The organism is Mesorhizobium sp. WSM4308 (assembly GCF_002294905.1).
Lineage (GTDB): Bacteria > Pseudomonadota > Alphaproteobacteria > Rhizobiales > Rhizobiaceae > Mesorhizobium.
The window spans coordinates 158803-183006 of record NZ_NSFW01000017.1 but is presented as its reverse complement, the minus strand read 5'-3'; the positions used below and the strand labels follow the sequence as shown (position 1 = coordinate 183006).

Here is a 24204-nt window from a genome sequence, read left to right as displayed (position 1 = left end):
AGCTCCTGTCTTCCCAGATGCGCTCGACATGCGAGATGAAGCCGGGAACGAGCACGATATCGGCCGGGCCGCTGCCCATCGTCTGGTAGGCGATATGGATGCCGTCCACGGCGACATAGCGGGTTCTGGGCCTCCGCGCCTTCCGACCTCACCGTTGCGATACGGAAGCTGCTGTCGGCCAGGAGCGGTGTTGCTGGCACCAGCCAGCAGACGTTCGTCAAAGCGGGCACAGCGGACCGAGGCCCCGGTCATTCGTCCGGCCGCGACCGGCGACGAGGATGGCACGTTCGGCAGCTTTGGCCAGGCCCCCGAGACCGACGTGCCGGCTGCAGCGGGAGGGATATATCAACGCACTGCTCGATGCCCCAGTGTTGCAGTCCATTCAATCTGGCCGGCGTGGTAATGCCCATATCGGTCTCCTTCGACCAATATGAATCATAAGCCGTCCATCAAAGGGATCCGCAATCCTTTAATTTGCGGACTGGCTTTGGCCCGGTGGCGGAGCAGCCACAGGGTGGACATTTCGGCCCACATGGAAAATGATCATGTTGCCATGCACAACACTGCAGTGCTCTGATCTCAACGAGAAAGCCTTAGCGTAGAAGCGGATCAACCGACCTCCGGGTCCAGCGAGCGGGGACGCAAATGGACACACCAGAGAATGCGCAATTGCATCGCGACGCGGGCGGGCGACCCGGTCGATCGGCCGGCTGGCTTGCCCGCGCCGCCGTGTCGGCGGCATTCCTGGTCGGCATGGCTTTCAGCAGCACTGCGTTTGCGCAGGACCAGCAGCTACCCGTGGTGACGGCGGCCAAGCCGGTGGTCCGTGACATCGTCGAAGACGACGAGTTCGTCGGGCGCTTCGAAGCCGTCGACCAGGTCGCCATCCGTTCGCGCGTCAGCGGCTATCTGGACAAGGTCAGCTTCCAGGACGGCGCACTGGTCAACAAGGGCGACCTGCTCTTCACCATCGACCAGCGTCCGTATCAGGCGGCTTATGATGCCGCCAAATCGCAAGTGGATGTCGCCAAGAGTCTGCTCGAATTCTCCAAGATGCAGCTGGATCGCGCCGACGAACTCGCCAAGACCGGCAATATATCAACCGCGACGGTTGACGACCGCCGGCGGGAATACCTTTCGGCGCAGGCGCAGATGCAGGGCGCGACGGCTGCGCTGACGACCGCCAGCCTGAACATGGAATTCACCGAGATCAAGGCGCCCTTGTCCGGCCGCATCGACCGCCGGCTGGTGTCGGTCGGCAACCTCGTGCAGCCGGATTCCACCTTGCTGACGACCATCGTTACGCGCGATCCGATCGACTTCTATTTCGACGTCGATGAGCGCCTGTATTTCAGCTACGCCCGCGACGCGAAGGCGCGTGGCGGCACCATGCAGGAAGGCGCTGGCGGGCTCGAGGTGGTGGTTCGTGTCGCCGACCGCGCGGAGGCGGTATTCAAAGGCAAGCTCGATTTTGCCGAGAACCGGATCGACAACGCGACCGGCACCATGCGGGTGCGTGCGACGTTTCCCAACGCCGACGGCATTCTCCAGCCAGGCATGTTCGGGCGCATCAACGTGCCGGGGTCGCTGCCGCATAGCGGCGTGCTGGTGCCCGACGAGGCGATCGGCGCCGATCAGGATCGCCGCATCGTGTTCCTGGTGGATGAGGCCGGGATGGTTTCGGCCAAGCCCGTGCGCACCGGACCGCTTCTCGACGGCTACCGCGTGATTCGCTCGGGCCTGGCCGGCGGCGAGACGATCATCGTCAACGGCCTGATGCACGCCAGGCCCGGCACCAAGGTGAAGGTCGAGATGGTAACGCTGCCGCCCAAGGCCGAGACCGCCGGGTTGCAGCAATGAGGTTCGCCCATTTCTTCGTCGACCGTCCGATCTTCGCATCGGTCGTTTCGATCGTCCTTTTGATCCTCGGCGGGATTGCCTATACCCAGCTGCCGGTCGCGCAATATCCCGAGATCGCGCCGCCAACCATTGTCGTTCGCGCGCAGTATCCGGGCGCCGACGCCGAGACGGTCGCAGCGACTGTGGCAACGCCGATCGAGCAGGAGATCAACGGCGTCGAGGGCATGCTCTACATGTCGTCCTATTCGTCGGGTGACGGAGCGATGGCGCTGACCATCACCTTCAAGCTGGGCACCGATCTCGACAAGGCGCAGGTGCTGGTGCAGAATCGCGTGTCGGTCGCCGAGCCGCGCCTGCCCGAAGAAGTCCGTCGCCTCGGCATCACCACCACCAAGAGCTCGCCCGACCTGATGATGGTCGTGCACATGCTGTCGCCCGACAATACCTACGACCAGCTCTACGTCTCGAACTACGCCCGCTCGCGGGTGCGCGACATACTGCTCAGGCTGGACGGCGTCGGCGACCTCATCATCTTTGGCGAACGCGAATATTCGCTGCGCATCTGGCTCGATCCAGAAAAACTGTCCGCCCTGGGGATGACCTCGGGCGATGTGGTGCAGGCGTTGCGCGACCAGAACGTCCAGGTGTCGGGCGGCTCGATCGGCGCGCCGCCGACCAACACCGGCTCGGCATTTGAGTACACGGTCACCACGCAGGGCCGCTTCAACGACGCACGCGACTTCCGATACGTGATCGTCAAATCGACCGACGACGGCCGCCTGATCTCGCTGCAGGACGTGGCGCGCATCGAGCTTGGCGCCAAGGATTACGTCACCAACTCCTATCTCAACGGCAAACCGGCGGTGGCGCTCGCCATCTTCCAGCGGCCGGGCACCAATGCGCTCGCCGCAGCCGCCGAGATCCAGGACAAGATGAAGGAGCTTTCCCGCGACTTCCCGAAGGGGTTGAGCTACGACATCGTCTACAATCCGACCGAGTTCGTCGCCCAGTCGATCCACGAGGTCTACAAGACGATCCTCGAGGCGATGCTGCTGGTCATCATCGTCATCATCGTCTTCCTGCAATCGTGGCGCATGGCGATCGTGCCGATCGTGGCGATCCCCGTGTCGCTGATCGGCACGCTGGCGGTGCTTTTCGCCGCCGGCTTCTCGCTCAACATGTTGACGCTGTTTGGCCTCGTTCTGGCCATCGGCATCGTCGTCGACGATGCGATCGTCGTGGTCGAGAATGTCGAGCGCAATATCGCCAGAGGGCTGGCGCCCAATCCGGCGTCGCACCTGACCATGGACGAAGTCGGAACGGCGGTCATCGCGATCTCGCTGGTGCTGATAGCCGTGTTCCTGCCGACAGCCTTCATCCCCGGCATTTCCGGGCAGTTCTACCTGCAGTTCGCGATCACCATCGCGGTATCGACGGCGATCTCGGCATTCAATTCGCTGACGCTCTCGCCGGCGCTGGCCGCACTGCTGTTCAAGCCGCATCACACTGCTTCGGCGCCGCCGCGCTTTTTCCTGGCGCGGTTCGGACGGGCGCTCGCCGACGGCTTCAATAATGGCTTTGACAGGCTCGCCCATTGGTATTCGAGCATCGTGCGCGTGCTGGTCGGCTCGTGGATAGCGATCGGCGCCATGCTGACCGTTTTCGTGGCCCTCATCTGCGCCACGGGCTACATGGTGCAGGCGGTGCCGCGCGGTTTCATTCCGTCGCTCGACCAGGGCTATGCGATCGTCGTCGTCCAGCTGCCGGACGGCGCCTCGCTGTCGAGGACCGATGCGGTCATCCAGCAGGCGTCGCAGATCATCCAGAAAACGCCAGGCGTCGACTACGCAGTCGCCTTCGCCGGCTTCTCCGGCGCGACCTTCACCAACGCCAGCAACGCGGGCGTAATCTTCGCTAGGTTCAAGCCGTTTGATGAGCGACTGAAAGCCGGCCAGTCGGCGACCCGGGTCATCGGCAATCTGTTCGGCAGCCTGCAAAGCATCAAGGAAGCCTTCATTATCGCACTGCCGCCGCCCCCGATCCGCGGCGTCGGCAATGCCGGCGGCTTCAAACTCCAGATCCAGGAGCGCAACAGCGCCGACATGCGGCAGATCCTGGCGTTTGCTTACGAAATCGCCGGTAAGGCCAACAAGACGCCGGGGCTGACGGGCGTGTTCACCACGTTCTCCGCGTCGAGCCCGCAATTCTTCCTGGCGATCGATCGCGACAAGGCGCGCATCCTGAACGTGCCGATCCCCAACATCTTCGAGACGCTGTCGATCAATTTGGGCACCGCCTACGTCAACGACTTCAACGCTTTCGGGCGCGTCTACCAGGTGCGGGCGCAGGCCGACCAGGCGTTCCGCCTCGATCGCGCCGACATCTTGAAACTAAAGGTGCGCTCGGCGACCGGCGCGCTGGTTCCGCTCGGCACGTTGATCGAGATCCGCGACGTCACCGGCCCGGCGCTGGTCCAGCACTACAACATGTACGTCTCGGTGCCGCTGCAGGGCAACGCCGCGCCCGGCGTTTCCACGGGCGACGCGCTGGCCTTGATGGAAGGGATCACGGCAAAGACGCTGCCGGCCGGTACCTCTTATGAATGGACCGAGCTCGCCTATCAGGAGCACAATACCGGCAATGCCGCTGTCTATATCTTTGGACTGTCGGTGCTGTTCGTGTTCCTGGCGCTGGCGGCGCAATATGAAAGCTGGGTGCTGCCGTTCGCCATTGTGCTGGTGGTGCCGCTCGGCGTGCTCGCGGCGTTGCTCGGCGTTTCTTTCCGAGGGCTGGACAACAACATCCTCGTGCAGATCGGCCTCATCGTGCTGATCGGGCTTGCCGCCAAGAACGCGATCCTGATCGTCGAATTCGCGCGGCAGGCGCAGGAACGCGGCCTGTCGGCGGCCGAGGCTGCCGTCGAAGCCTGCCGGCTCAGGCTGCGGCCGATCCTGATGACCGCCTTCTCGTTCATCCTCGGCGTCGTGCCGCTGATGATCGCAACGGGCCCGGGCGCGGAAATGCGCCAGTCGCTCGGCACCGCGGTGTTCTCCGGCATGCTCGGCGTTACCTTCGTCGGCCTGTTCCTGACGCCGGTGTTCTACGTCACGCTCAGGTCGCTGTTTTCACGGCGCAAGCCCCGTGCCGAGGCCGAGCCTTTGGGGCCGGCAGAGGCGCCATCGGAGACTGCCGCCGAGTAGGGTTACGAATTCGCCGAGTCGAGCCGGCTTGTCACTCCAGAAAATCGGCACGGCGCGGCAACGGCCACGACGGCATGGCTGAAGACCAAAAGCTCTGCCGTAAGCGACCTCGAATTGCTCGGCGTCGAGCGGGAGAGGGGCACGCCGGCCTTCGCCCTCGTGGGAGAGCCAGGCACCCGCAAATATGACATGGCCATTCAGGCCCGACCTGACCCACACCGTCGCCGGCTAAACGCGTCGTTCCAGGGATTGTTTTCGGGAGGTTCGAGCACTAGAGGTGCAAAGCTGACGTTGAACTAGCGTGAGCGCAACGTGTCGGTCCGCAACCGACTGATCCGCGCCCGAGCCTACAGCCTGTCTCCGCTGTTAAGCAAGCGTCGGTTGATGCCCTGCCTTGCCCCTTACCATTCCCGCAATCCCCTCCAGCAGCGCCCTCTGCTCGCCCACCCAGAACCAGTGATCCTCTCCCTCCACCTCGACAAACCGCGCCCCCGCTATCCGCGCCGCCAGATACCGCCCGGCCTCGACCCGCACCGCCCGGTCGCCGGTGCGGTGCAGCACCAGCGTCGGCGCCCTGACCTTTGACAGCAGCGGCCGCACGTCGGCGTCGCGCAGCGCCTGCAGCAGGCCGGCCACCGCGCCGGGGCTGGAGGCGGCCCGGAGCAGGCCGGCCCACCAGGCGCGTGCCTGGCGGTCGGAGGCGAGGCTGGGCGCGAAGGTTTCGATTTCCGCCGGGCCGCCCCAGCCGGCGAGCAGGCGCTGCTGCCACAGATCATATTGCGCCGATGTGAGCGCGGAGGGATAGTCGGGCGCGCGGCTGCCCTTGGCGAGCGAGCCCCACAGGACCAGGCCGGTCAGGCGGTCGGGGTGGTCGACGGCGAAGCGGATGCAGCCCGGCCCGCCCTCCGAGGCGCCGACCAGCACGGCTTTGCGGCTGCCGGCCGCGTCCATCACCGCCAATATGTCGCGCGCGGTCGCCTCGACGGTCGGGCGGGCGCCGACGCGGTCGGACAGGCCCATGCCGCGCCGGTCGAACAGGATCAGCCGTCCGAGCCGCGACACGGCACCGAGCCAGGCGCGGCAGCTCCTGTCTTCCCAGATGCGCTCGACATGCGAGATGAAGCCGGGAACGAGCACGATATCGGCCGGGCCGCTGCCCATCGTCTGGTAGGCGATATGGATGCCGTCCACGGCGACATAGCGGGTTCTCGGCATCTCCGCTTCGGCATCGCCGGCGCGCAGCAGAGCGAGCGTCGCCGGGTCGGGCGCCACGCCGAGTTCGTCGCGCAGCAGCCGCATACAGGCCTCGCCCTGGCGCTCGGCCGCCGCCCGGTCGCCGGCGGCCAGATGGGCGCGGATCAAATGGCGATGCGCGCTTTCGCTCAACGGGTCGAGGGCGGCAAGGCGCGTTGCGTGCATCACGGCGCCGCGCGCGTCGCCGCCGGCGATCCTGGCTTCCACCAGCCGCTCCAGCGCCTGCACCAGCCGGCTGCGCAAGGCCTCGCGGCGGAAGAACACCCATTCCTCGAATTCGGGACAATCGGGCAGCGCGAAGCCGGCGAGATAGTCGCCGGTGTAGAGGCCGGCGGCCTCGTCGAGCAGACCGGCATCGCAGGCATGGTCGAAGGCGATGGCGTCGGCCTCGACCAGGAGCCCCGGGCGCAGGCTGAGCGACGCCGCGCTGGCTGATATGATCTCCTCGCCGCAGGCGATGCGGATCTTGTAGAGCGTGCGCCGCAGGCGGGCGCGAGCGGCTTGCGCGTCGGCCTCGGGCCACAGCAGCGTGGCGGCGACCTCTCGCGCCACCGGTCCGCCGGCCTCGGCGAGGTAGATGACGAGCGCGGCCGCCTTGCGCAAGGCCAGCTCGACCCGTCGCCCGTTCAGCCGGAACTCCGGAAAGCCCAGAAGTCTGAGTTGTATCAGCTCCATCGATCCGCACGCGGCCGCGCAAGGAGAGGACGTTGAGGGGACGCCGGCCTTCTATCCATCCCCCGGTTTCGCGCCGATCCGGCCCGATCAACTCCCTTGGAGCGAGAAATGTCACCGGTCAATACATCAAGCCATCGCACTTCAGAACCGCTTGGCGGCTGCCGCGTCCCTGCCGCCGGGCATGGAGGCTGAACCATGTGCCAGACCTGCCTCTCCTGGTATGCGCGCTGCGTCGCCCCCTATTTCGTCCATGCCGGCTGTTCGGCCGGCACATTCACGCGGATGCGCAGTCGCGTCATCCCGAGGGCTGAAGGTGTCGTCGTCGAGGTCGGCTTCGGCTCGGGCCTCAACCTGCCCTATTACGACGCCGCCAGGGTGGAGCGGCTGGTCGGCGTCGACCCCGACGGCACCATGCTCGGCCTCGCCGCATCCAAGAGCCGCGCCATGCCGTTCGCCGTCGAATGCATCCGCGCCGGCGGCGAAAGCCTGCCTTTGGCCGATGGCATCGCCGACACGGTGGTCGTCACCTATGCCTTCTGCACCATTCCGGACCCCGAGGCCGCGCTCAGCGAAATCCGCCGCGTCCTGAAGCCGACAGGCCGGCTGATCTTCATCGAGCACGGCCAGGCCGAGGGACCGCGCTGCCGCCGCTGGCAGCAGCGGCTGAACCGGTTGTGGGGTTCGATCGCCGGCGGCTGCCACCTCAACCGCGATCCGCTGAGCCTGATCGGCGGGGCGGGTTTTCGCCTGCTCGAGGTGCAGCACGGCCGGTTTCCCCTGCCCCTATGGCAGTTGGGCAGCCACCACGCCGGCATCGCGGCCGCAGGCTGACCGGCCTGCGCCGGCCGCGCGTTCATTTGGCCGCTGGCCTTGCAGGGAACCCAGCCTGCAGCCTGCCCGGCCCAGGGTCATCTTGCCCCGTGCATCGATGTCGCGCCGCACTTGCATGCCGCCATGACCGCCCTCACAGCGCCAGGCTCCCCTGCTCCGCCTCCTCGGCATCGGGGTCGCCGGGGGCGGTGGCCCAGGCGAGTTCGACCAGCGTCACGGTGCGCTTTCCGGTGCCGTCGAGCTGGCAGACGATCAGCCCCTGCTCCTCGATATAGGTCAGCAGGCGCCGGGCGCGGCGCAGCGAGTGCGAGCCATAGGCGCGTGCGATCGCGGCGTCGCTCGGGCACGGCCAGCCTTCCTTCGCCGCCCGCGCGATCATCATGAACACGCCCTGCATGTCGTCGGGCAGCAGCGAGGCGCGCACGGAAACGTCCCGCCAGGCGTCGTCCTGCGTCGTTTCGGAGCCGAGGCCTGCGCGGGCGCGCGTCAGCATGCGGCGGAATTCGGCGAGGTCCGGCACCACCGAGGCGAGGCCCTCGATGCGGCAGCGCACCACGAATTCCTGGTAGAGCACGCCGATCACGCGAAAACCCGCATCGGGCTGCGCCAGTATGGCGCGCAGCACGCGGTCGACCCGCTCGCGCCGCTCCGCCAGGTCCTCGGCGCTGATTTGCGGTTCCGCCGGTTCGGGGCGGATTTCCAGCGCCGCCGATTTCGCCGCCATCAGCTGGTCGAGCAGGTCCGGCGACGCCACCCGGCGCGGCGTGCGCACCGTCTCGGGCGGCGGCGCCGCCAGGATGATCGCGCGGGCATCCTCCAGCGCTGCCTCCGGCATCGCCATCAGCCGCGGCGTGCCGTTGCGCGGGCTGGTGTCGGTCGGGCCGATGCGCAGGCCGAGCGGCCGGCGCGACAGCGCCGGCCCCAGCGCCATGAACTGCCCCCGCTCCAGGTCGCGAAAAGCTTCCGCCTGGCGCCGCTCCATGCCGAGCAGATCGGCGGCGCGCGCCATGTCGATGTCGAGGAAGGTGCGGCCCATGAGGAAATTGGAGGCTTCGGCCGCGACATTCTTGGCGAGCTTGGCCAGACGCTGCGTGGCGATGATGCCGGCCAGCCCCCGCTTGCGGCCACGGCACATCAGGTTGGTCATGGCGCCGAGCGAGAGTTTGCGCGCCTCGTCGGAAACCTCGCCGGCCACCGCCGGCGCGAACAGCTGCGCCTCGTCCACCACCACCAGCATCGGATACCAGTGGTCGCGCGCAACCTCGAACAGCCCGCCGAGGAAGGCGGCGGCGCGGCGCATCTGGTTTTCGGCGTCGAGCCCCTCGAGGTTGAGCACGGTGGAGACGCGGTGGATGCGCGCCCGCTCGCCGGCCGCCTGCAGGCCGCGCTCGGTGTGCTCCTCGGCATCGATCACCAGATGGCCGTAGCGCTCGCCGAGCGACACGAAGTCGCCTTCGGGATCGACAATGGTCTGCTGCACCCAGGGCGCGCTCTGCTCCAGCAGCCGGCGCAGAAGATGCGATTTGCCGGAGCCAGAATTGCCCTGCACCAGAAGGCGGGTCGCCAGCAGTTCCTCGAGATCGAGGTTCGCTGGGGCGCCCGCCGTGGTGTGTCCCATCTCGATCGCAACGGTCATGTCTCGACTCAAAAAGGTCTCCTGCTCGGAATGGGGCTTAGCAACCCAGGCGCGGCCCGTCGAGCACCGATGGCCGGCGGCCCGGTGTTGCGCACAGTTGTGAGGAAAGGGCCGCCAGGAACGGCCGCCGTCAGCCGCCCCTGTGGATAGTAACCACCCATTCACCATGGGCCGGCGTTGCGGTTGCGCAGGCCGGCCATCCGTTTAGCCTGACCTTGCATCGCGCCCCAACGAGATGCACCCCAACGCCCCAGACGGCGGCCGGCGTCTTCAAGTTTCGTTTCTGTATGCGCCGGTCGTCAGTTTTGTCAGCTACAGCGCCGCACCTTGCCGCGGCATCGGTGCCAGGGGCGGTGCATCCAGCCCCTCGAAAGGGTTGCGCCAGGCGTCGATGGCTTCGAGCCGGCGATACCAGCGGTCGAGCGCGGGATAGTCGCCGAGCGGCAGGCCGGCGGCATCGTTGAAAGGCAGGAAGGCCGCCATGCGGAAATCGGCATAGGAAAGCGACGTTCCGACCAGCCATTGCCGGCCGGCCAGTTCCGCCTCCAGGATCGCGGCCGCCTTGTGGAACTCTTCCAGCCCCTTGCTGACCTTGTCCTCGTCGATCGGCCCGATGCCATAGCGCTGCTTGGTGCCGCGCTCGAAATGCACGGTGTCGCAGGCGCGCATGAAATTCTCCTTGCCCCAGCTCAGCCAGCGGATCATGTCGGGTTCGTCCTCGCCGGTGCGCCAGAAATCGGAACGCGCCGCGCGCGACAACCGGCAGGCTATGGCGTCGGCCTCCCACAGACTGCCGCCGGGCCATGCCAGGATGGGAATGGAGAGGTTGGGATTGAGCGGCCGGAATCGCTCCGCTTGCTCCGGCGCAAAGGGTGACGCGAATTCGAAGGCCACCTGCGCCTTGAGATGGCGCGCCACCGCGACCGCCAGGCGCGGATTGGGATTGCGGCTGAAATACAGTGTCATTTCGCCCACGGCCGGCTCGACCTTGTCATTCATGAGTGTCTCTCCTCGTCCTGGCGAACATGCCAGACCAAGGACGCGTCTGGCATGCGCAATCCGACAAAGTGTGGGTTGACCACCATCGATGGCGAGGCGACACTTCATATCGCACCAAGGCAGGAGGAATTGCGATGGACGAGCCCGAACGGTGGCGCCACATGTCGACGGCACCCAAGGACGGCAGCCGGATCCTGGTCACGGTCCGTCCCTCCGAACAGGGGCCGGCGGAAGTCGACCTCGCCTACTGGTCGCGCGGCGACCAGTTCGCCGGTGAAGGCTGGCGGGCATCCGATTCCTCGCCCGGCCGCGTCGTCGAATATGCCGAACCGGAGCTGAAGTGCTGGATGCCCATGCCCTCGGCCAACCTCAGCCGCGGCGGCTCGATGCCCGCCCCCTGGGAAGGCGACGACGCACAACAGCTGGATGGGTCCGGGATTTAGCGAACGCGGCCGGCGAAGCCGCCAATCTCCCCCCCTCGTGGGTTGGATAGGTCCGGGATTTGAGAGCGCCGACGGTGAAGCCGCCGATCTCCCCCCTCGTGGGGGAGATCGGCAGCTTCCCTGCAGGCTCTTCAAAACAAAAATGCCGCCGTCGCCGGGTTCGGTCCGTCGCGGCCATCGGCCGAATCCATGCCCGCGATCGTCTTCAGGTCCTGCGCGTCCAGCTCGAAGTCGAAGACATCGAAATTGGCCGCGATGCGGTCCTGGCGGACCGATTTGGGGATGACGATCAGCCCTTGCTGGAGATGCCAGCGGATGATCGTCTGCGCGGCGGATTTGCCGTGCTTGCGGGCAATGCCCGCGATCGTCGGATCGCCGAGCAGCCGGCCGCTGCCGAGCGGGCTCCAGCTCTCCGTCTGGATGTCATGCCCGGCATGAAATTCCCTGAGCGCGCGCTGCTGGAAACGCGGATGCAGCTCGATCTGGTTGGCCACCGGGACCACGCCGGTCTCGCCGATGATGCGCTCCAGATGGTCCCTGTTGAAATTCGAAACGCCGATCGACTTGATGCGGCCGGCCTGCTTCAGCTCGACAAGGGTCTTCCAGGCCTCGACATATTTGTCCTGGCTGGGCACCGGCCAGTGGATCAGGAACAGGTCGATCTGCTCGATGCCGAGTTTTTCCATCGTGTCGTCGAAAGCGCGCAGGGCCGCGTCGCGCTCGTGCGCACCGTTGCGCAGCTTCGAGGTGATGTACAGCTCGCTCCTCGGCACATCAGCGGCGCGGATCGCCTCGCCGACGCCCTCCTCGTTCTGGTAGCCCTGCGCGGTGTCGATCAGCCGGTAGCCGGCCTTGATCGCCCAGCCCACCACGTCGGCGGTGATGCCGCGATCGACCTGCCACACGCCAAGGCCAAGCTGGGGAATGGCGGTGCCGTCGTTCAGCGTGATCGGTTCGGGCATGGTCGGATCCTTTGCGAAGAAATGTCCGGGTAAATTCGCCGGCGACTCACGGACTTGATGTCTTCGTCAGGAGAACCGGCTCATTTCGGCCGGCGCACCGCTCGCACCATCGGGGTGGAAGTGCTGCCGCAGAACAGGCGGTCGCCACCGTCGGATTCCAGCCCCGAGACGGTCATGCCGGCAGGCATGTCGAGCCTCTCCAGAAGCTTGCCGGTTTTCGGGTCGACTCGGCGCAGATCGCTCTCGTCGCCCTCCAAGGTGGCGTGCCACAATTCGCCATCCACCCAGGTCACACCGGTGACGAAGCGGCTGGATTCGATGCTGCGCAGGATTTTCCCGGTCTCGGGATCGATCTGGTGGATCTTGCGCTCGCGGTACTGCCCCACCCAGAGCGTGCCTTCGGCCCAGGTGAGCCCGGAATCGCGGCCGCCGCCGGGCGCCGGGATCGTGGCGAGCACCGCGCCGGTATCCGGGTCGATCTTCTGGATGCGATCATTGGCGAGCTGGAAGAAATGCCGGCCGTCAAAGGCGGTGCCGGCATGAGCGGCGACATCGATCGAACGCAGCGTCTGACCGCTTTGCGGATCGAAGGCGTTCAGCCTGTCGCCCGAGGCAAACCAGACGTTCTCGCCGTCATAGCTCACCCCATGTATCCGCTCCACACCCGGAAAGGGTCCGTATTCGCGCAGGATTTCGGCCGGTGAATGCTTCATGTCTTGATCCTCGATTGTGGTCGTCATCCGCTGATCTTCGGTACGGGATTTAGGTGGGTCGAGATTCCGGTCAGGCTGGCCTCACCTGAATCTCGCCACACCTTAGCCGTTCGGCAGCGGCGCCGGGAGTAACAAGGTGGTCGTGAATCCGGCCACCGGCGGCGTCATCCAGCGGCGCGCCCGGCCATGGCCGAAAGACTGCACCTTGCCGGTCTCGGCGAGCGGCTCGAGCGCCCGCTGCACGCTGCGCTGGCCGGTTCCGAGCGCCAGCGCCAGCGCCGAGCTCGACCAGGATTCGCCATCGGCGAGCAAGGCCAGCACGGCGGCGTGCCGTTCTTCGATCGGCCGCGCCAGCACCATCACCGCGCGCGCCAGGTGCGGCGCCAGCGTGAAACCGCGCTTGGTGGCGCTGATGTCGGCCAGCGCGGCAAGCTCGGCGCGCAGCCGGCCGATCTCGACGCGCAGCCGGGCGCGGTGCGATTCATCGGCATGCTTGCCGCCAAAGGCCCGCGCCACGAGTTCCTCGCGCGAGACATCTCCGGGCGAGGCTTCTGCGAGTGCGCGCGCCAGCGCGAACAGCACCGGCCGGCTCGCCAGCGAGACTGTTCGGTCCCCGGCGCGCACGGTGTAGCGAAAGGCATCGACGACCAGCGCCGGCGATGCCTGCAGCGCCTCGACCTCCTCGAGCAGCAACGGCCGCTCCGTGCCTTGGGTGATCAGCCGCGCCGCCGGCGTTTCCAGCGCCAGGGATGCGCTGTCGACTTCGGCCATGAGGCCTGGAATACCCGCCTGGCGGGCGGCGTTGCGCGCCCATTCCAGCGCCGCGCGCGCCGGCCGGGTCCGCAGGCGCCGCATGGCGATGCCGGCGACGGCGAGCTCATGCGCGGCCCGTGCGGCCGGCGGCAGCGGCGTCGGGTCGAGCCCGGCCAGCACATGCTCAGCCTCGTCGAGCCGGCCGATCAACAGTAGGCGCCGCACCTTGAGATGACCCGCATGCGCCGCGTTCAGCCGGTCGCCATGCTTTTCCAGCGTCGTGCGCGCCGCGTCGAGCGCCTTGGCCGGCCAGCCCAGGTCACGCGAGACCAGCGCGATCTCGGCCTCGGCGACGATGCATCTGGCGCGCGCGACGGCCTCTTTCGGGCTGAAGGCGCGCGCCGCCCGCCGCAACAGAAGCTTGGCGCGGTCGAAGTCGCCGAGCTGCGCCATGGCGATGCCGCGCAGCGCCAGCGCCGGCGCATCCTCGCGCAAGGCGACGCGGTCGAGCGCGCCGAGCGGATCGCCCGCCGCCAGCGCCAATGCCGCCGCGGTGATCAGCGAGTCCATGCAAATCCCGTCAAACTTGTAACTCCCACCGCGGCACGTTTGCGCCCTAGCTTAAATCACCACCGCCGGTCAGCAAGTCGCAACGGCGCGATGGAGACCTAGCCATGTGGCTGAGGCCGTCATCGGCACCGTTGACGCCAATTCCGGCACTCGCTAGCCTGAGCATCTCAGGTATTAACAGTAAGCATCTCATTAGGGATAGTTGAAAATGCCTGCAACCGACAATCTCGAACACACCGCACGGCCCCGCCACCCCTGCTGCGCCGGGCCGGACGATTCAAATCCCGTCGCGGATGTAACTCACCCCACCCCGCCTCATCGCTCTACCCTGGATCCCAACGCGATCGCAGGCCGCGACGGCGCCATGACTGACAAAGGAGAAGACCAATGACCAAGCACATGACGATGAAGACCCCGCCGGTCGTTTCGCGGCAGGAATGGGACGCCGCCCGCGAAAAGATGCTTGTGAAGGAGAAGGCGACGCTGCGCGCCAAGGACGCGCTCGCCGCCGAACGCCGGCGCATGCCGTGGATGGAAGTGGACAAGGCCTATGTGTTCGAGGGCCCCAACGGCAAGGCAAGCCTGCTCGACCTGTTCGAAGGCCGCCGCCAGCTGATCGTCTACCGCGCCTTCTACGAGCCGGGCGTCTATGGTTGGCCCGATCATGCCTGCCGCGGCTGCTCGCTCGGCGCCGACCAGGTCGGCCACCTCGCCCATCTCAACGCCCGCAACACCACGCTGGCCTACGCCTCGCGCGCGCCGCAGGCTGACATTGTCAGGCTGAAGGCGCGGATGGGCTGGGAGATGCCCTGGTACACGATCACCGACAGCTTCGACAAGGATTTCGGCGTCGACGAATGGCACGGCCACAACGTCTTCATCCATGACGGCGACCGCGTCTTCCGTACCTATTTCATCAGCAGCCGCGGCGACGAGCAGATGGGCACGGTCTGGAGCTATCTCGATGCCACCCCGCTCGGCCGCCAGGAGATCTGGGAGGATTCGCCCGAAGGCTATCCCCAGACGCCGCTCTACAGCTGGTGGAACTGGCACGACAATTACGAAGCTGGCGCCGACAAGAAATGGGCCGAAGTGGCCGCCGCCGGCGAAGCCGCCTTCAGGGACAAGGGTGAGTAGCAGGAACTGGCGAGAGCCAAGCCCCTGTCCAGCCTGGGTTCCTCGCTCGAGAGAGGTGGCTCGGCGAAGCCGAGACGGAGAGGCTGCGCCCGAAGGTCCCCTCTCCGTCCGCTTCGCGGACACCTCTCCTCCGCCTGTGGCGGGGGCGAGGAACCCAAGTTCTGACGGGCCGCAACCATCACGGGATCAAGATCATGAGCGATATCCATTCTGGTACCGGCAGCGCGACCCCTGAAAACACCAGCACCCTTGGCATCGCCGACTGGCTATGCCTCGCGGCGGCACCCACCTTCGCCCTGATGGCCCTGCTCTCCTGCCTTCAAGGCGGCGACGCGGCGATGCTGTGCATGGGCGCCTCGCCGCTGACCGGCCCGTTAACCGGGATGCCGGCCATGTATCTCCTGATGAGCGCCTTCCACCTGGCGCCCTGGCTGCGGGTGATTTCCGGCCGCCAGATTCGATAGCGCCGGCGCGCGCCGCCTGCATCAAACATCCCACATTTCGGAGAAGGCAGATGAAGCTCGTCAGGCTTAGAGCGCCGGGTGGCCTGGACAGGCTCGACCTGGTCGAGGAAGATCCGCCCCAGCCGGGACCCGGCGACGTGATGGTCAGGATCCGCGCCTGCTCGCTGAACATGCGCGACGATTTCGCCGTGCAGGGCAAGACACCCCTGGCCGACCGCCGCGTTCCGCTGTCCGACGGTGCCGGCGACGTGATCGCCGTCGGCAGCAATGTCGATGCGCTCAAGCCCGGCGACAGCGTCGTCAGTGTCTTCTATCCCTGGTGGCTGGATGGCGACATGACGCCCGCCACCAGGCGCGACATTCCGGGAGAAAGTTTCGACGGCTTCGCCAGCGAATATGTCTGCATGCCCGCGCAGGCCTTCACCAAAGCTCCCGCGGGCTATACGCACGCGCAAGCGGCGGCGCTCACCTGCACCGGCGTCACTGCCTGGCGAGGCCTGGTCGTGTGCGGCAAGGTCAAGCCCGGAGACACGGTTCTGGTTCTCGGCACCGGCAGCGTGTCGCTGTTTGCGCTGCAATTCGCCAAGGCCGCCGGCGCCAGGGTCATCGCCACCTCCTCCGATGAGGAAAAGCTGGAGCGGTTAAGCCGCCTCGGCGCCGACGCCGTCATCAACTACAAGGCCGTGCCGGACTGGAGCCGCAAGGTTCGAGAGTTGACGGACGGACGCGGCGTCGATCACGTGATCGAAGTCGGCGGCCCGGCCACGCTGGCGCAATCCCTAACCGCCTGCCGGACAGGCGGCCACATCGCCCTGATCGGCGTGCTCACCGGCTTTGCGGCTGATGTCTCGATCCCGGCCATATTCTCGAACCAGATCCGCATCAGCGGCATTTCGATCGGCAGCCGGGCGGACCAGGAGGACATGATCCGCGCGATAGAGGCCAATCGCATCAAACCCGTCATCGACCGCCGCTTCCCCCTGCGCGAGATAGCCGCCGCCTTCACGCACTACGCAGCGCGGAAGCATTTCGGCAAGGTATGCCTGGAGGTTTGAGCCCTGCGTGACCGCAGCGATCGCGAAACGACTGCAACGTGCCCTCACCCATCGACCGCCTGGACCGTCAGTGCCTGCATGACTTCGGCTTCGAAGGCGCCGGGCATCTGGCCAGCCTCGGCCAGTTGCCTTGCGTGCCAGTCGCGCGCCATGCGGCCATCGGCCAGGAGGACGGCGCGGTTGCACAGTCCCGGCACCGCTTCCACGACATGGGTGGAGATGATGACGGCATGGCGGCCACTGGAAGCCAGGGCTAGGATGATGCGCTTCACCTCAAAGCCGGCGAGCGGATCGAGGCCGTTCAGGGACTCATCGAGGATCAGCAGCGGTGGCGCGCCAAGCAAGGCCGCGGCAATGGCGATCTTGGCCCGCGTGCCGAGTGAATATTCGGCGATCGGCCGTTCAATCCAGCGCTTGAGCCCGAGCCGTTCGGCGACATCGACGCCAGGCCAGTCGTCTTCGGCGCAACCGCGGATCGAGGCGACGAGTTGAAGGTATTGCCGCCCGCTCAGCGCCGCCGGCAGGTCGGATGGATCGACGGCAAGGCCGAAGCCTGACTTGGCGCGTTCCGGTGCCCTGGCAAGGTCGGCGCCGTCGATCGCCACGGTCCCTCCGAGCGGCCGGATCTGGCCCGTGATCGCCCTGAGCAAGGTGGACTTGCCCGAGCCGTTGGCGCCGAGCAGGCCCAGCACGTCGCCCCGTTCGAGCGACAGATCGATGCCGCTGACGACCGCGCGACGACCATACCCGGCGCTGAGCCCGCGAACCGCGAGGATTTCGGCGGGATCGACGCTGCTATCCATGGCGATATCTCCGTTGCGCCTGGTGCCACAGAAACAGGACAAGGGCGGCAAAGCCGATCAGCACCGTGCGCCCATATTCGAGCGTCTCGTAGCTGGCGTAGGCAATGGCGCCGAGGAAGCTCAGCGCGGCAACGAACGGCGCGGTCATGAAATAGGCGGCAAACACCGCATAGGCGCCGTTCAGCGCCAGCAGCCAGAAGCCGCTGGCGAGCGGCATCGCCCAGGCCGACGGCTCCGCCGCCAGGGCGGCGCCCGCCGGCAAGAGAAAGAAGGCAAGCGACAACTGCAGCGGCAGCCGCGCCAGGCGCAGCCAGGCCCTGACGAAGCCGAGCGGAGCCGTGCGCAGCACCGGCGAGCCGAGCGGATGGAACCGAGCGCTCAGCATGAACACCAGAAGGCCCCCGGTCAGCCCTGCCATGGCCGCCGGCACGGCATCATGGTGGACAAGGCTGATGGAGCCGGCAACGACCGCCGCGAGGCCGAAAAGGATGCCTGCTCCCGCCAGCCGCCATGAAAACCTTACGCGCCCGGCGGGCAGACCCCAGGCCCAGCTCGAGAGCCAGGCCGGCGTCGATCGATCGAAGGCGCCGAGCGACGGGCGGCGCCCGCCCGGATCGCTCACCGGATCGGTATTGTCGGCGTGGACCAGGTCGCGAGCGCTCCGCAGGCGCAGCACCGCCGCCGCGCCAAATCCGGCGCCAAACAGCATCGCGGCACCGAGACCCCAGGCCGGCGCCAGCGGCTTTGCGATGACGAAACAGCCAAGGCCCACTGTCGCCGCGACGATGAAGGCAAGGGGAACGCCCAGCGCGCATGCCGCCACCGCCGCCATGCGCCGGCGCTCCATGAGTGAAAGCGGCAGTGCTTTCAGGAACGGCGCGAAGGCACACGACAGGCAAAGTCTTGCGATTGCACTGCCGGCGAAGCCGCCAAGGCAAAGAAGCGATCCCGGCAGGCCGGCCGTCCACAGCGCCTGTGCCTGCCGCAGCCCGGTGGATGCCGCCTGCAAGGCGACGACGATGTCGGCAATGGCGTAGGCGAGCAGCGCCCCGCCGCCAGCGACGATCCATGCAAGGTCGCGTCGGCGCATCGAGCGCAGGCCAGCCGAGAGCTCGCGCCAAATCAGGGTCAGGACAAGCCTGTCGTGCCGCATTGTTCCATCTTTGCGATCGCCAGCGGTTGGACATCGACATAGGTCGGCGACGATTGTGCCGCCAGTAGGGCCGTCGTGGCTCAGTCCCCGGGACGGACGTATATCAGCAACCGCTAATTGACAGTCTACGGGAAACAGCGCTCACTGGCCCGTACAGGTGGATCGCAGCATCAGGCGGGCGATATCGACCGCCGGCGTCACCCTGGGGAGGATGCCATGCCAACCGTAATCGGCCATCACAACATCTCGAAAGACAGCAAGCACTGGCTCAGTTCACCCAAGCGCAAGGAGCTTTTCGGCTCGCTGGGGATCACCAACATCCGCACCTTCGTCGATCCGCAGAACCCGAAGCGGGTGGCCGTGATGATGGACGTGCCGGACATGGACAAGATGGCCGCGCTGATGCAGAGCAAGGCGGCCGCCGACGCCATGGCGCACGATGGCGTGGTGCCGGAATCGCTGGTGATCCTCATCGAAGCGAAAGCGTAGCCGCGCCAGATCAGGCACTTCAGGTCGCGATGTCGTTGACGGGCAGCAAGGGCTTGGGCAGGTCAGCCTCGCCAAGTCCGGCGCGCAGTTCGATGTCGCGGCAGATCTGCGAGATCGGAACGTCGTTGGCATTGCCTTCGAATGGGTTGGCGCTGCTCTCGCCGACCTGGTCGAGAGACATGTAGGCCCAGCCCAGAATGGTCGTTCCGGCTGGTGGGGCGGGATCTCTCCCGCGCCCACGCAATTACCTCAATTACCTCAATTGCACTTCGGCTTGGCGCTGTTGCAGGCGTCGACGAGCTCGGCCGGCGGATCCTTGTGGAAGACGGTCTTGAAGGATTCCAGCACGTTGGACTGCACCACCGGCAGCGACTGCACGCCGACCCAGGCCGGCGTGGGTTGCCCGATCAGCGCCTTCATCATCGCCATCGCTTCGGCCACACCCTGGTCATAGGGGCGCTGAGAGCCGGTAGCCTTGAGCGGGCCGCCCTTGGCGATTTCGATCGCCGACTGCAGGCCGAGATCGACCGTGGTGATCGGAATGTCGATGCCTTGCGCCCGCATCGAGGACAGCGTGTCCAGCGCCGGCTGGTCCCAGACCGCGAACAGGCCCTTCACATCCGGATTGCCGGTGAGGAAGTCGCCGGAGATCTGCGAGACCTTCGAGGGATCGGTGAAGTCGACCTGCTTCATGACGATGTCGGGCCGGTTCTTCTTCATCCACTCGCCGACGCCCTTGGTGCGCTCATTGGTGCTGAAATAGTCGACGCCGAAATTCACCAGGCCGATCGTGCCGCCCTTGGGCATGCAGGAGGCCAGGATCTGCGCAGCGATCTGGCCGTTGCCCTGGCTGTCGGCCGAGATCATCGAGGCAAAATCCTTTGGAGATGAGAGGCCAACCGGGATGCTGTCCATGAACACCAGCTTGATGCCGGCCTCGCCCACCTTCTTGTAGGTCGGCGCCGTCGCGGTGAAATCGACGGGAATGGAAATGATGCCGTCCGGATGCTGCTGGATGGTGTTCTCGATATCGGCGATCTGCTTGTCGACCTGATATTCGGCCGACGCCACGCCGGTGACGGTGACGCCATATTTGGCCAGCGTTTCGCTAATGCCTTGCACCTGCAATTGCGACCAGTCGAGGTTCACCGTCTGCATGGAAATGCCGACCTTGAACTTGCCGGCCTTGACCTTGGCGGCCTCGTCATCGGTCAGCTTCAGCTCGTCGGGCGAGGCTGCCTTTTCACCGTGCGGGCCTTGGCCGACAATGCCCTTGGGGCCGAGCGTCGCCATGTCGACGCCGCTAACGCAGGTGTCCGGCGTTTGCGCGAGGCTGAGGATCGTCGACAGCGCGAAGGCGCTGGCGGCGAGGCTCAATGTGCAGAAAAGCGAGTGAACCGATTTCATGACTTCCTCCGTTGATTGTTGATATTGTCTTGCCGTTTGGAGCCGGCGGCTTCTGCTGATTTCCGCGTGCGCCTTACCTCCTCGTGAACGCGACAGCGGCGACGATGATTGCTCCTTTAATGACGAGTTGCAGTGACGAGCTGACGCCGAGCAGCACCAGCCCGTTGTTGAGCGTGCCGATGATCAGGCTGCCGAGCAGCGTGCCGAGCACGAAGCCGCGGCCGCCGAACAGACTGCAGCCGCCAAGGATGACCGAGGCGATGACATCGAGCTCCATGCCTTGCACCACATCGGGCCGCGCCGCGTGCGAGCGCGCCGACAGGATCAGCGACGCCAGCCCGGCGAGCGTGCCGGTCAGCACGAAGGCAAGCGTCGTGACCTGCTTGATATGCACGCCGGAATAGAGCGCGGCCGTCGGGTTGCCGCCGGCGGCGTAAACCCGCCGCCCATAGACGCTGTAGTGCAGCAGCAAGATGCCGGCGATGGTGACGCCGAGCGTCCACAGGATCGGCGCCGGGATACCGAGCACCGAGCCTTCGCCGAAGATCGCGAAATAGTACTCGTTGGTGATGATGACCGGCTTGGTGTTGGTGACCATCAGCGCCAGCCCGCGTGCGCCGCTCAGCGTGCCCAATGTCACCAGGAAGGACGGGATTTCCAGACGCGTGGTCAAGACGCCGTTGAGCAGCCCGATCAGCGCCCCGGTGCCCAGCCCGGCCACGGCGCCGACGACCCAGTTGTTGGCGACAAAGGCCATCGCCAGCGACGCGCTCATGCCCGAAAGTGCCAGGGTCGAGGCCACCGACAGGTCGATCTGCCTGGAGATGATGACGAATGTCATGCCCACCGCAATGATCGACACCAGCGTCGTCTGACGGCCGATGTTGAGAAAATTGTCGATAGACAGGAACCATGGTGACGCCAGGCTGAAAACGATCAGCATGACGGCGAAGGCGACATAGAGCATGTAGGGACGCTCGCCCTTGAGCAGATGCTGCAAGGCCGAGCGCCCGCTCGGCTGGTTGGTGGCGGCTTTTGCCGGGCTCTGGATGTCGGTCATGCCGCGTGCTCTTCCGATGGCTGCGAAAGTTGAATGAGGTGATGCAGGTCCTCGGCGCTGCCGAATTCCGGCCGCGCGATCGTCCTGGTGATGCGGCCATCGACGACGATGGAGATGCGGTCGCAGAGCTGCAGCAATTCGGAGAGATCCGAAGACACCAGCAGCACCCCGCTGCCGGCCGCCGCAGCCGTGCGAATGACGCCGTAAATCTCCTCGCGCGCGCCGACATCGACCCCGACCGTCGGCTCGTCGAGCAACAGCACGCGCGGCCGCGGCTCGTTCCATTTGCCGAACACGACCTTCTGCTGGTTGCCGCCCGACAGGTTCTTCACCATGGTCGACGCGCTTGGCGCCTTCACGGCCAGCCTGCGCATCGCCGCATTGGCATGTTCGCTCGCCGGCCGGCGCTGCAGCCAGCCAAGGCGCGAGAAATAAGGCAGCCGCGGCAAGGTCAGATTGCGCTCGATCGAATGTTCGAGGACCAGGCCCTGGACGTGCCGGTCCTCCGGCACCAGTGCGATGCCTTGCCCGATCGCCGCCGCCGGGTCTGTTCCCTTCAGCGACACGCCGTCCAAGCTGGCCTCGCCCGACTGGATGGGCCGCAGGCCGAAGATGGTCTGCAGGATTTCGGTGCGTCCGCTGCCGATCAGCCCGGCAAGGCCGTGGATTTCGCCCGCGCGCAATTCGAGACTGGCCCCGTCGAGCCGGTCATTGCTGACGCCTTTCAATTCGAGCACGGGCTTTTCAGAGGAACCGGCGGACGGCGCCTGCCCTTGTCCGGATGCGGCGCCATCTGCTTTTAGCACAGCGTGATCCGGCCCGACGATCGCGCCGACCAATTGCCGCATATTGGTTTGCGCCGTGACGAAAGTTCCGGCGTTCTGGCCGTCGCGGAACACCGTCACCCGGTTCGAAATGCGGAACACTTCGTTGAGGCGGTGGGTGACGTAGATCACCCCGACGCCACGTGCTGCAACCGCCCGGATCGCCTCGAACAGGATCTTCTCCTCATCATCGGTCAGCGCCGAGGTCGGCTCGTCGAGGATGAGCAGGCGGACATCGCCCATCAGCGCCTTGGCGATCTCGGTCATCTGGCGATAGGCGAAGGGCAGCGAGCCGACCATGGCGCGGGCATCGAGCGGAATGTTCTGCGATTTGAGGAAGGCCTCGGCCTGCGCCACCAGCTGGCGCTTTTTCAGGAAGCCGAGCCGCGTCTGCGGCTCTCGCCCCAAAAGCAGATTGTCGGCGACCGACAGCGACTCGACCAGGCTCAGATCCTGGTAAACCACCGCCACGCCGGCATCGCGCGACTGGGCGGGCGAAGAAAACGAGACAGGCTTGCCGTCGATTTCGATCGAGCCGCCATCATGCACGTGCACGCCGCTCAGGATCTTGATCAGCGTCGACTTGCCGGCGCCGTTTTCGCCGAGCAGTGCGTGGACTTCACCGGACAGGATCTCGAGACTGACGCCGCGCAGCGCATTGACGCCGCCGAACCGCTTTCTGACGCCCTCGACGCGCAGCAAGGGAGCCTCGGAAATCAGCGCAATCGAACCCTGTTCGACCATGACGCCCGCACTTCCTCCCGTTGACGCGTCCTCTACCCCTGCCGAGCCCCTTTTGAGACTTCTCTTACTTTTTTTGTGACTTTTCCATCAGACCGGTGAAATGTCAAACGGAGTCAGGCCTGCGGCAGGAATGAATCCGGCCCGACCTCGCCATGTTCGGTGATGATGGCGTCGAAGCCGTCCATGGCCGAAAAAAAGGCGCGCTTGAGCTTGCCGATCTTGCTCGAGTCGATGACCAGATAATTTTCGCGCGCCAGGCTCATCACCTTCTGCTTCACCACCGCTTCGTGGAAATGCTCGCAGGTGGCGCCGCGCTTGGCGTCGACGCCGGCGGCCGACAGGAAGGCCGCGTTGATGCCGACGCTGTTCAAAATGTCGAAATCATGCGTGCCCGAGAAAGACGCCGAGGCCGGATGATAGACACCACCCAGCATGATGATGGTGACATTGGGCTTGCGGCTCAGGCGTTCCGCGACATTCATGGCGTAACATATTGCCGTTATTTGATAATTGTCGGGAATGAGATCGATCAGATGGATCAGCGTCGTGCCGCAGTCGATGAAGATCGTCTCGTCGGGCCGTATCTTGCGCACCGCATGCGCGCAGGCTTCGCGCTTGGCCGCCGCATGGCTGTCGGCCGCGGTCGCCAGTTCATAGGGAATATCGGGCTCGATCTCGGCCGCCGCCAATATGTGCCCGCCGAGATAGGCGATCTGCCCCTGGTTGGTGGCGATGTCACGCCGCACCGTCATCTCGGAAACGCCGAGCAGCGCCGCGGCTTCGCTGAGATGGATAACCCGCCGCTGCGACAGCAGATCGATAAGCCGTGCCGTCCTTTGCGCCTTGCGAGCCGTCATGCGTGGGCCTGTGCATCCCTTGAAATGTGAGGATTTTAACAACCGCTCGCATTTGGTTGCAAGCCCTGCGTCCCGCTTCGCTCTAGATCTCTTTAGGTGCGGCGCGAAAGATAATCGCGAAGGCGATGCAAGCGCCGTTGAATCTCCAGCTTATCGAAGAGAAATGGGCCGCCGCCGGGTCTGTAGCTCGCAAGGTCTATGACCACATCTTGAACAAGCTCATCATCGGGATAGGCCGCGTCGAGCAACGCTTCCAGACTGTTGGCGGCTGCCAGGCTGGTGTCCTCCCCGCTGACGAACCAGTCAGCAGCAAGC

At 65.9% G+C, this 24204-nt stretch carries 21 protein-coding genes; 8 read left to right on the top strand and 13 right to left on the bottom strand.

Translation table 11 applies throughout. The annotated features are described in order from the left end of the window. Positions 1-753 precede the first annotated feature (753 nt). Both CK227_RS28020 and CK227_RS28015 read left to right on the top strand, forming a co-directional pair. Entirely contained in the window at positions 754-1860 is a 1107-nt protein-coding gene (locus CK227_RS28020) for an efflux RND transporter periplasmic adaptor subunit (RefSeq protein ID WP_179296019.1), read from the top strand. Further along, positions 1857-5060 carry a multidrug efflux RND transporter permease subunit gene (locus tag CK227_RS28015; RefSeq protein ID WP_095775190.1) on the top strand — a complete coding sequence of 1068 codons (3204 nt, stop codon included), beginning with the start codon at positions 1857-1859 and terminating at the stop codon, positions 5058-5060. The genes CK227_RS28020 and CK227_RS28015 overlap by 4 nt, the downstream gene beginning before the upstream one ends. 366 nt (positions 5061-5426) lie before the next feature. Here the strand turns inward: CK227_RS28015 and CK227_RS28010 are convergent, their stop codons facing one another. Next, positions 5427-6989: an alpha/beta hydrolase gene (locus tag CK227_RS28010; RefSeq protein WP_095775189.1), complete on the bottom strand. Its 1563-nt coding sequence runs from the start codon at positions 6987-6989 to the stop codon at positions 5427-5429. A gap of 195 nt (positions 6990-7184) precedes the next feature. On the opposite strand from CK227_RS28010, the gene CK227_RS28005 reads away from it, so the two are divergent. Further along, complete coding sequence (locus CK227_RS28005) at positions 7185-7820, top strand: class I SAM-dependent methyltransferase (protein ID WP_095775188.1); 636 nt, start codon at positions 7185-7187, stop codon at positions 7818-7820. A 133-nt stretch (positions 7821-7953) separates the two neighbouring features. On the opposite strand, the gene CK227_RS28000 is transcribed toward CK227_RS28005, so the two are convergent. After that, a complete protein-coding gene (locus tag CK227_RS28000) occupies positions 7954-9456 on the bottom strand; it encodes an ATP-binding protein (protein ID WP_095775187.1) in 1503 nt (500 codons plus the stop codon). A gap of 312 nt (positions 9457-9768) precedes the next feature. Continuing rightward, positions 9769-10422, bottom strand: a complete 654-nt coding sequence (locus tag CK227_RS27995) for a glutathione S-transferase family protein (RefSeq protein ID WP_095775207.1) — start codon at positions 10420-10422, stop codon at positions 9769-9771. Between the two features lie 167 nt (positions 10423-10589). Between CK227_RS27995 and CK227_RS27990 the strand changes: the two genes are divergently transcribed. Next, positions 10590-10898: a hypothetical protein gene (locus tag CK227_RS27990; protein ID WP_019859393.1), complete on the top strand. Its 309-nt coding sequence runs from the start codon at positions 10590-10592 to the stop codon at positions 10896-10898. Positions 10899-11029: 131 nt separating this feature from the next. Here the strand turns inward: CK227_RS27990 and CK227_RS27985 are convergent, their stop codons facing one another. From CK227_RS27985 to CK227_RS27975, 3 genes are all read right to left on the bottom strand, one after another. Continuing rightward, positions 11030-11860: an aldo/keto reductase gene (locus CK227_RS27985; protein WP_095775186.1), complete on the bottom strand. Its 831-nt coding sequence runs from the start codon at positions 11858-11860 to the stop codon at positions 11030-11032. Between the two features lie 80 nt (positions 11861-11940). After that, positions 11941-12573, bottom strand: a complete 633-nt coding sequence (locus CK227_RS27980; protein WP_095775206.1) for a PQQ-binding-like beta-propeller repeat protein — start codon at positions 12571-12573, stop codon at positions 11941-11943. A gap of 102 nt (positions 12574-12675) precedes the next feature. Then, the gene (locus tag CK227_RS27975) at positions 12676-13896 is read right to left on the bottom strand and encodes a helix-turn-helix domain-containing protein (protein WP_095775185.1); all 1221 of its coding nucleotides are present in this window, start codon (positions 13894-13896) and stop codon (positions 12676-12678) included. A gap of 387 nt (positions 13897-14283) precedes the next feature. Here CK227_RS27975 and CK227_RS27970 point away from each other — a divergent pair, with 387 nt between their 5' ends. From CK227_RS27970 to CK227_RS27960, 3 genes are all read left to right on the top strand, one after another. Next, a complete protein-coding gene (locus tag CK227_RS27970; protein ID WP_095775184.1) occupies positions 14284-15033 on the top strand; it encodes a thioredoxin family protein in 750 nt (249 codons plus the stop codon). A 194-nt stretch (positions 15034-15227) separates the two neighbouring features. Next, positions 15228-15497: a hypothetical protein gene (locus CK227_RS27965; protein ID WP_095775183.1), complete on the top strand. Its 270-nt coding sequence runs from the start codon at positions 15228-15230 to the stop codon at positions 15495-15497. 50 nt (positions 15498-15547) lie between these two features. Then, complete coding sequence (locus tag CK227_RS27960) at positions 15548-16552, top strand: NAD(P)-dependent alcohol dehydrogenase (RefSeq protein ID WP_095775182.1); 1005 nt, start codon at positions 15548-15550, stop codon at positions 16550-16552. Between the two features lie 44 nt (positions 16553-16596). On the opposite strand, the gene CK227_RS27955 is transcribed toward CK227_RS27960, so the two are convergent. Next, the gene (locus CK227_RS27955; protein ID WP_095775181.1) at positions 16597-17355 is read right to left on the bottom strand and encodes an ABC transporter ATP-binding protein; all 759 of its coding nucleotides are present in this window, start codon (positions 17353-17355) and stop codon (positions 16597-16599) included. After that, positions 17348-18508, bottom strand: a complete 1161-nt coding sequence (locus CK227_RS27950; protein ID WP_095775180.1) for a hypothetical protein — start codon at positions 18506-18508, stop codon at positions 17348-17350. The genes CK227_RS27955 and CK227_RS27950 overlap by 8 nt, the downstream gene beginning before the upstream one ends. A 216-nt stretch (positions 18509-18724) precedes the next feature. On the opposite strand from CK227_RS27950, the gene CK227_RS27945 reads away from it, so the two are divergent. After that, positions 18725-18997: a hypothetical protein gene (locus CK227_RS27945; protein ID WP_095775179.1), complete on the top strand. Its 273-nt coding sequence runs from the start codon at positions 18725-18727 to the stop codon at positions 18995-18997. A 19-nt stretch (positions 18998-19016) separates the two neighbouring features. Here CK227_RS27945 and CK227_RS27940 read toward each other — a convergent pair whose 3' ends face one another. The 5 genes from CK227_RS27940 to CK227_RS27920 all read right to left on the bottom strand — a co-directional run bounded on the left by CK227_RS27940 (position 19017) and on the right by CK227_RS27920 (position 23889). After that, entirely contained in the window at positions 19017-19178 is a 162-nt protein-coding gene (locus CK227_RS27940; protein WP_245318292.1) for a hypothetical protein, read from the bottom strand. A gap of 77 nt (positions 19179-19255) precedes the next feature. Beyond that, complete coding sequence (locus CK227_RS27935) at positions 19256-20404, bottom strand: substrate-binding domain-containing protein (RefSeq protein ID WP_095775178.1); 1149 nt, start codon at positions 20402-20404, stop codon at positions 19256-19258. A gap of 73 nt (positions 20405-20477) precedes the next feature. After that, on the bottom strand, positions 20478-21464 hold the full coding sequence (locus CK227_RS27930) for an ABC transporter permease (protein WP_095775177.1): 987 nt from the start codon (positions 21462-21464) through the stop codon (positions 20478-20480). Beyond that, a complete protein-coding gene (locus tag CK227_RS27925) occupies positions 21461-23032 on the bottom strand; it encodes a sugar ABC transporter ATP-binding protein (RefSeq protein WP_095775176.1) in 1572 nt (523 codons plus the stop codon). Before CK227_RS27925 ends, CK227_RS27930 begins: the two co-directional genes overlap by 4 nt. 113 nt (positions 23033-23145) lie before the next feature. Then, positions 23146-23889: a DeoR/GlpR family DNA-binding transcription regulator gene (locus CK227_RS27920; protein ID WP_095775175.1), complete on the bottom strand. Its 744-nt coding sequence runs from the start codon at positions 23887-23889 to the stop codon at positions 23146-23148. Positions 23890-24204: the final 315 nt, after the last annotated feature.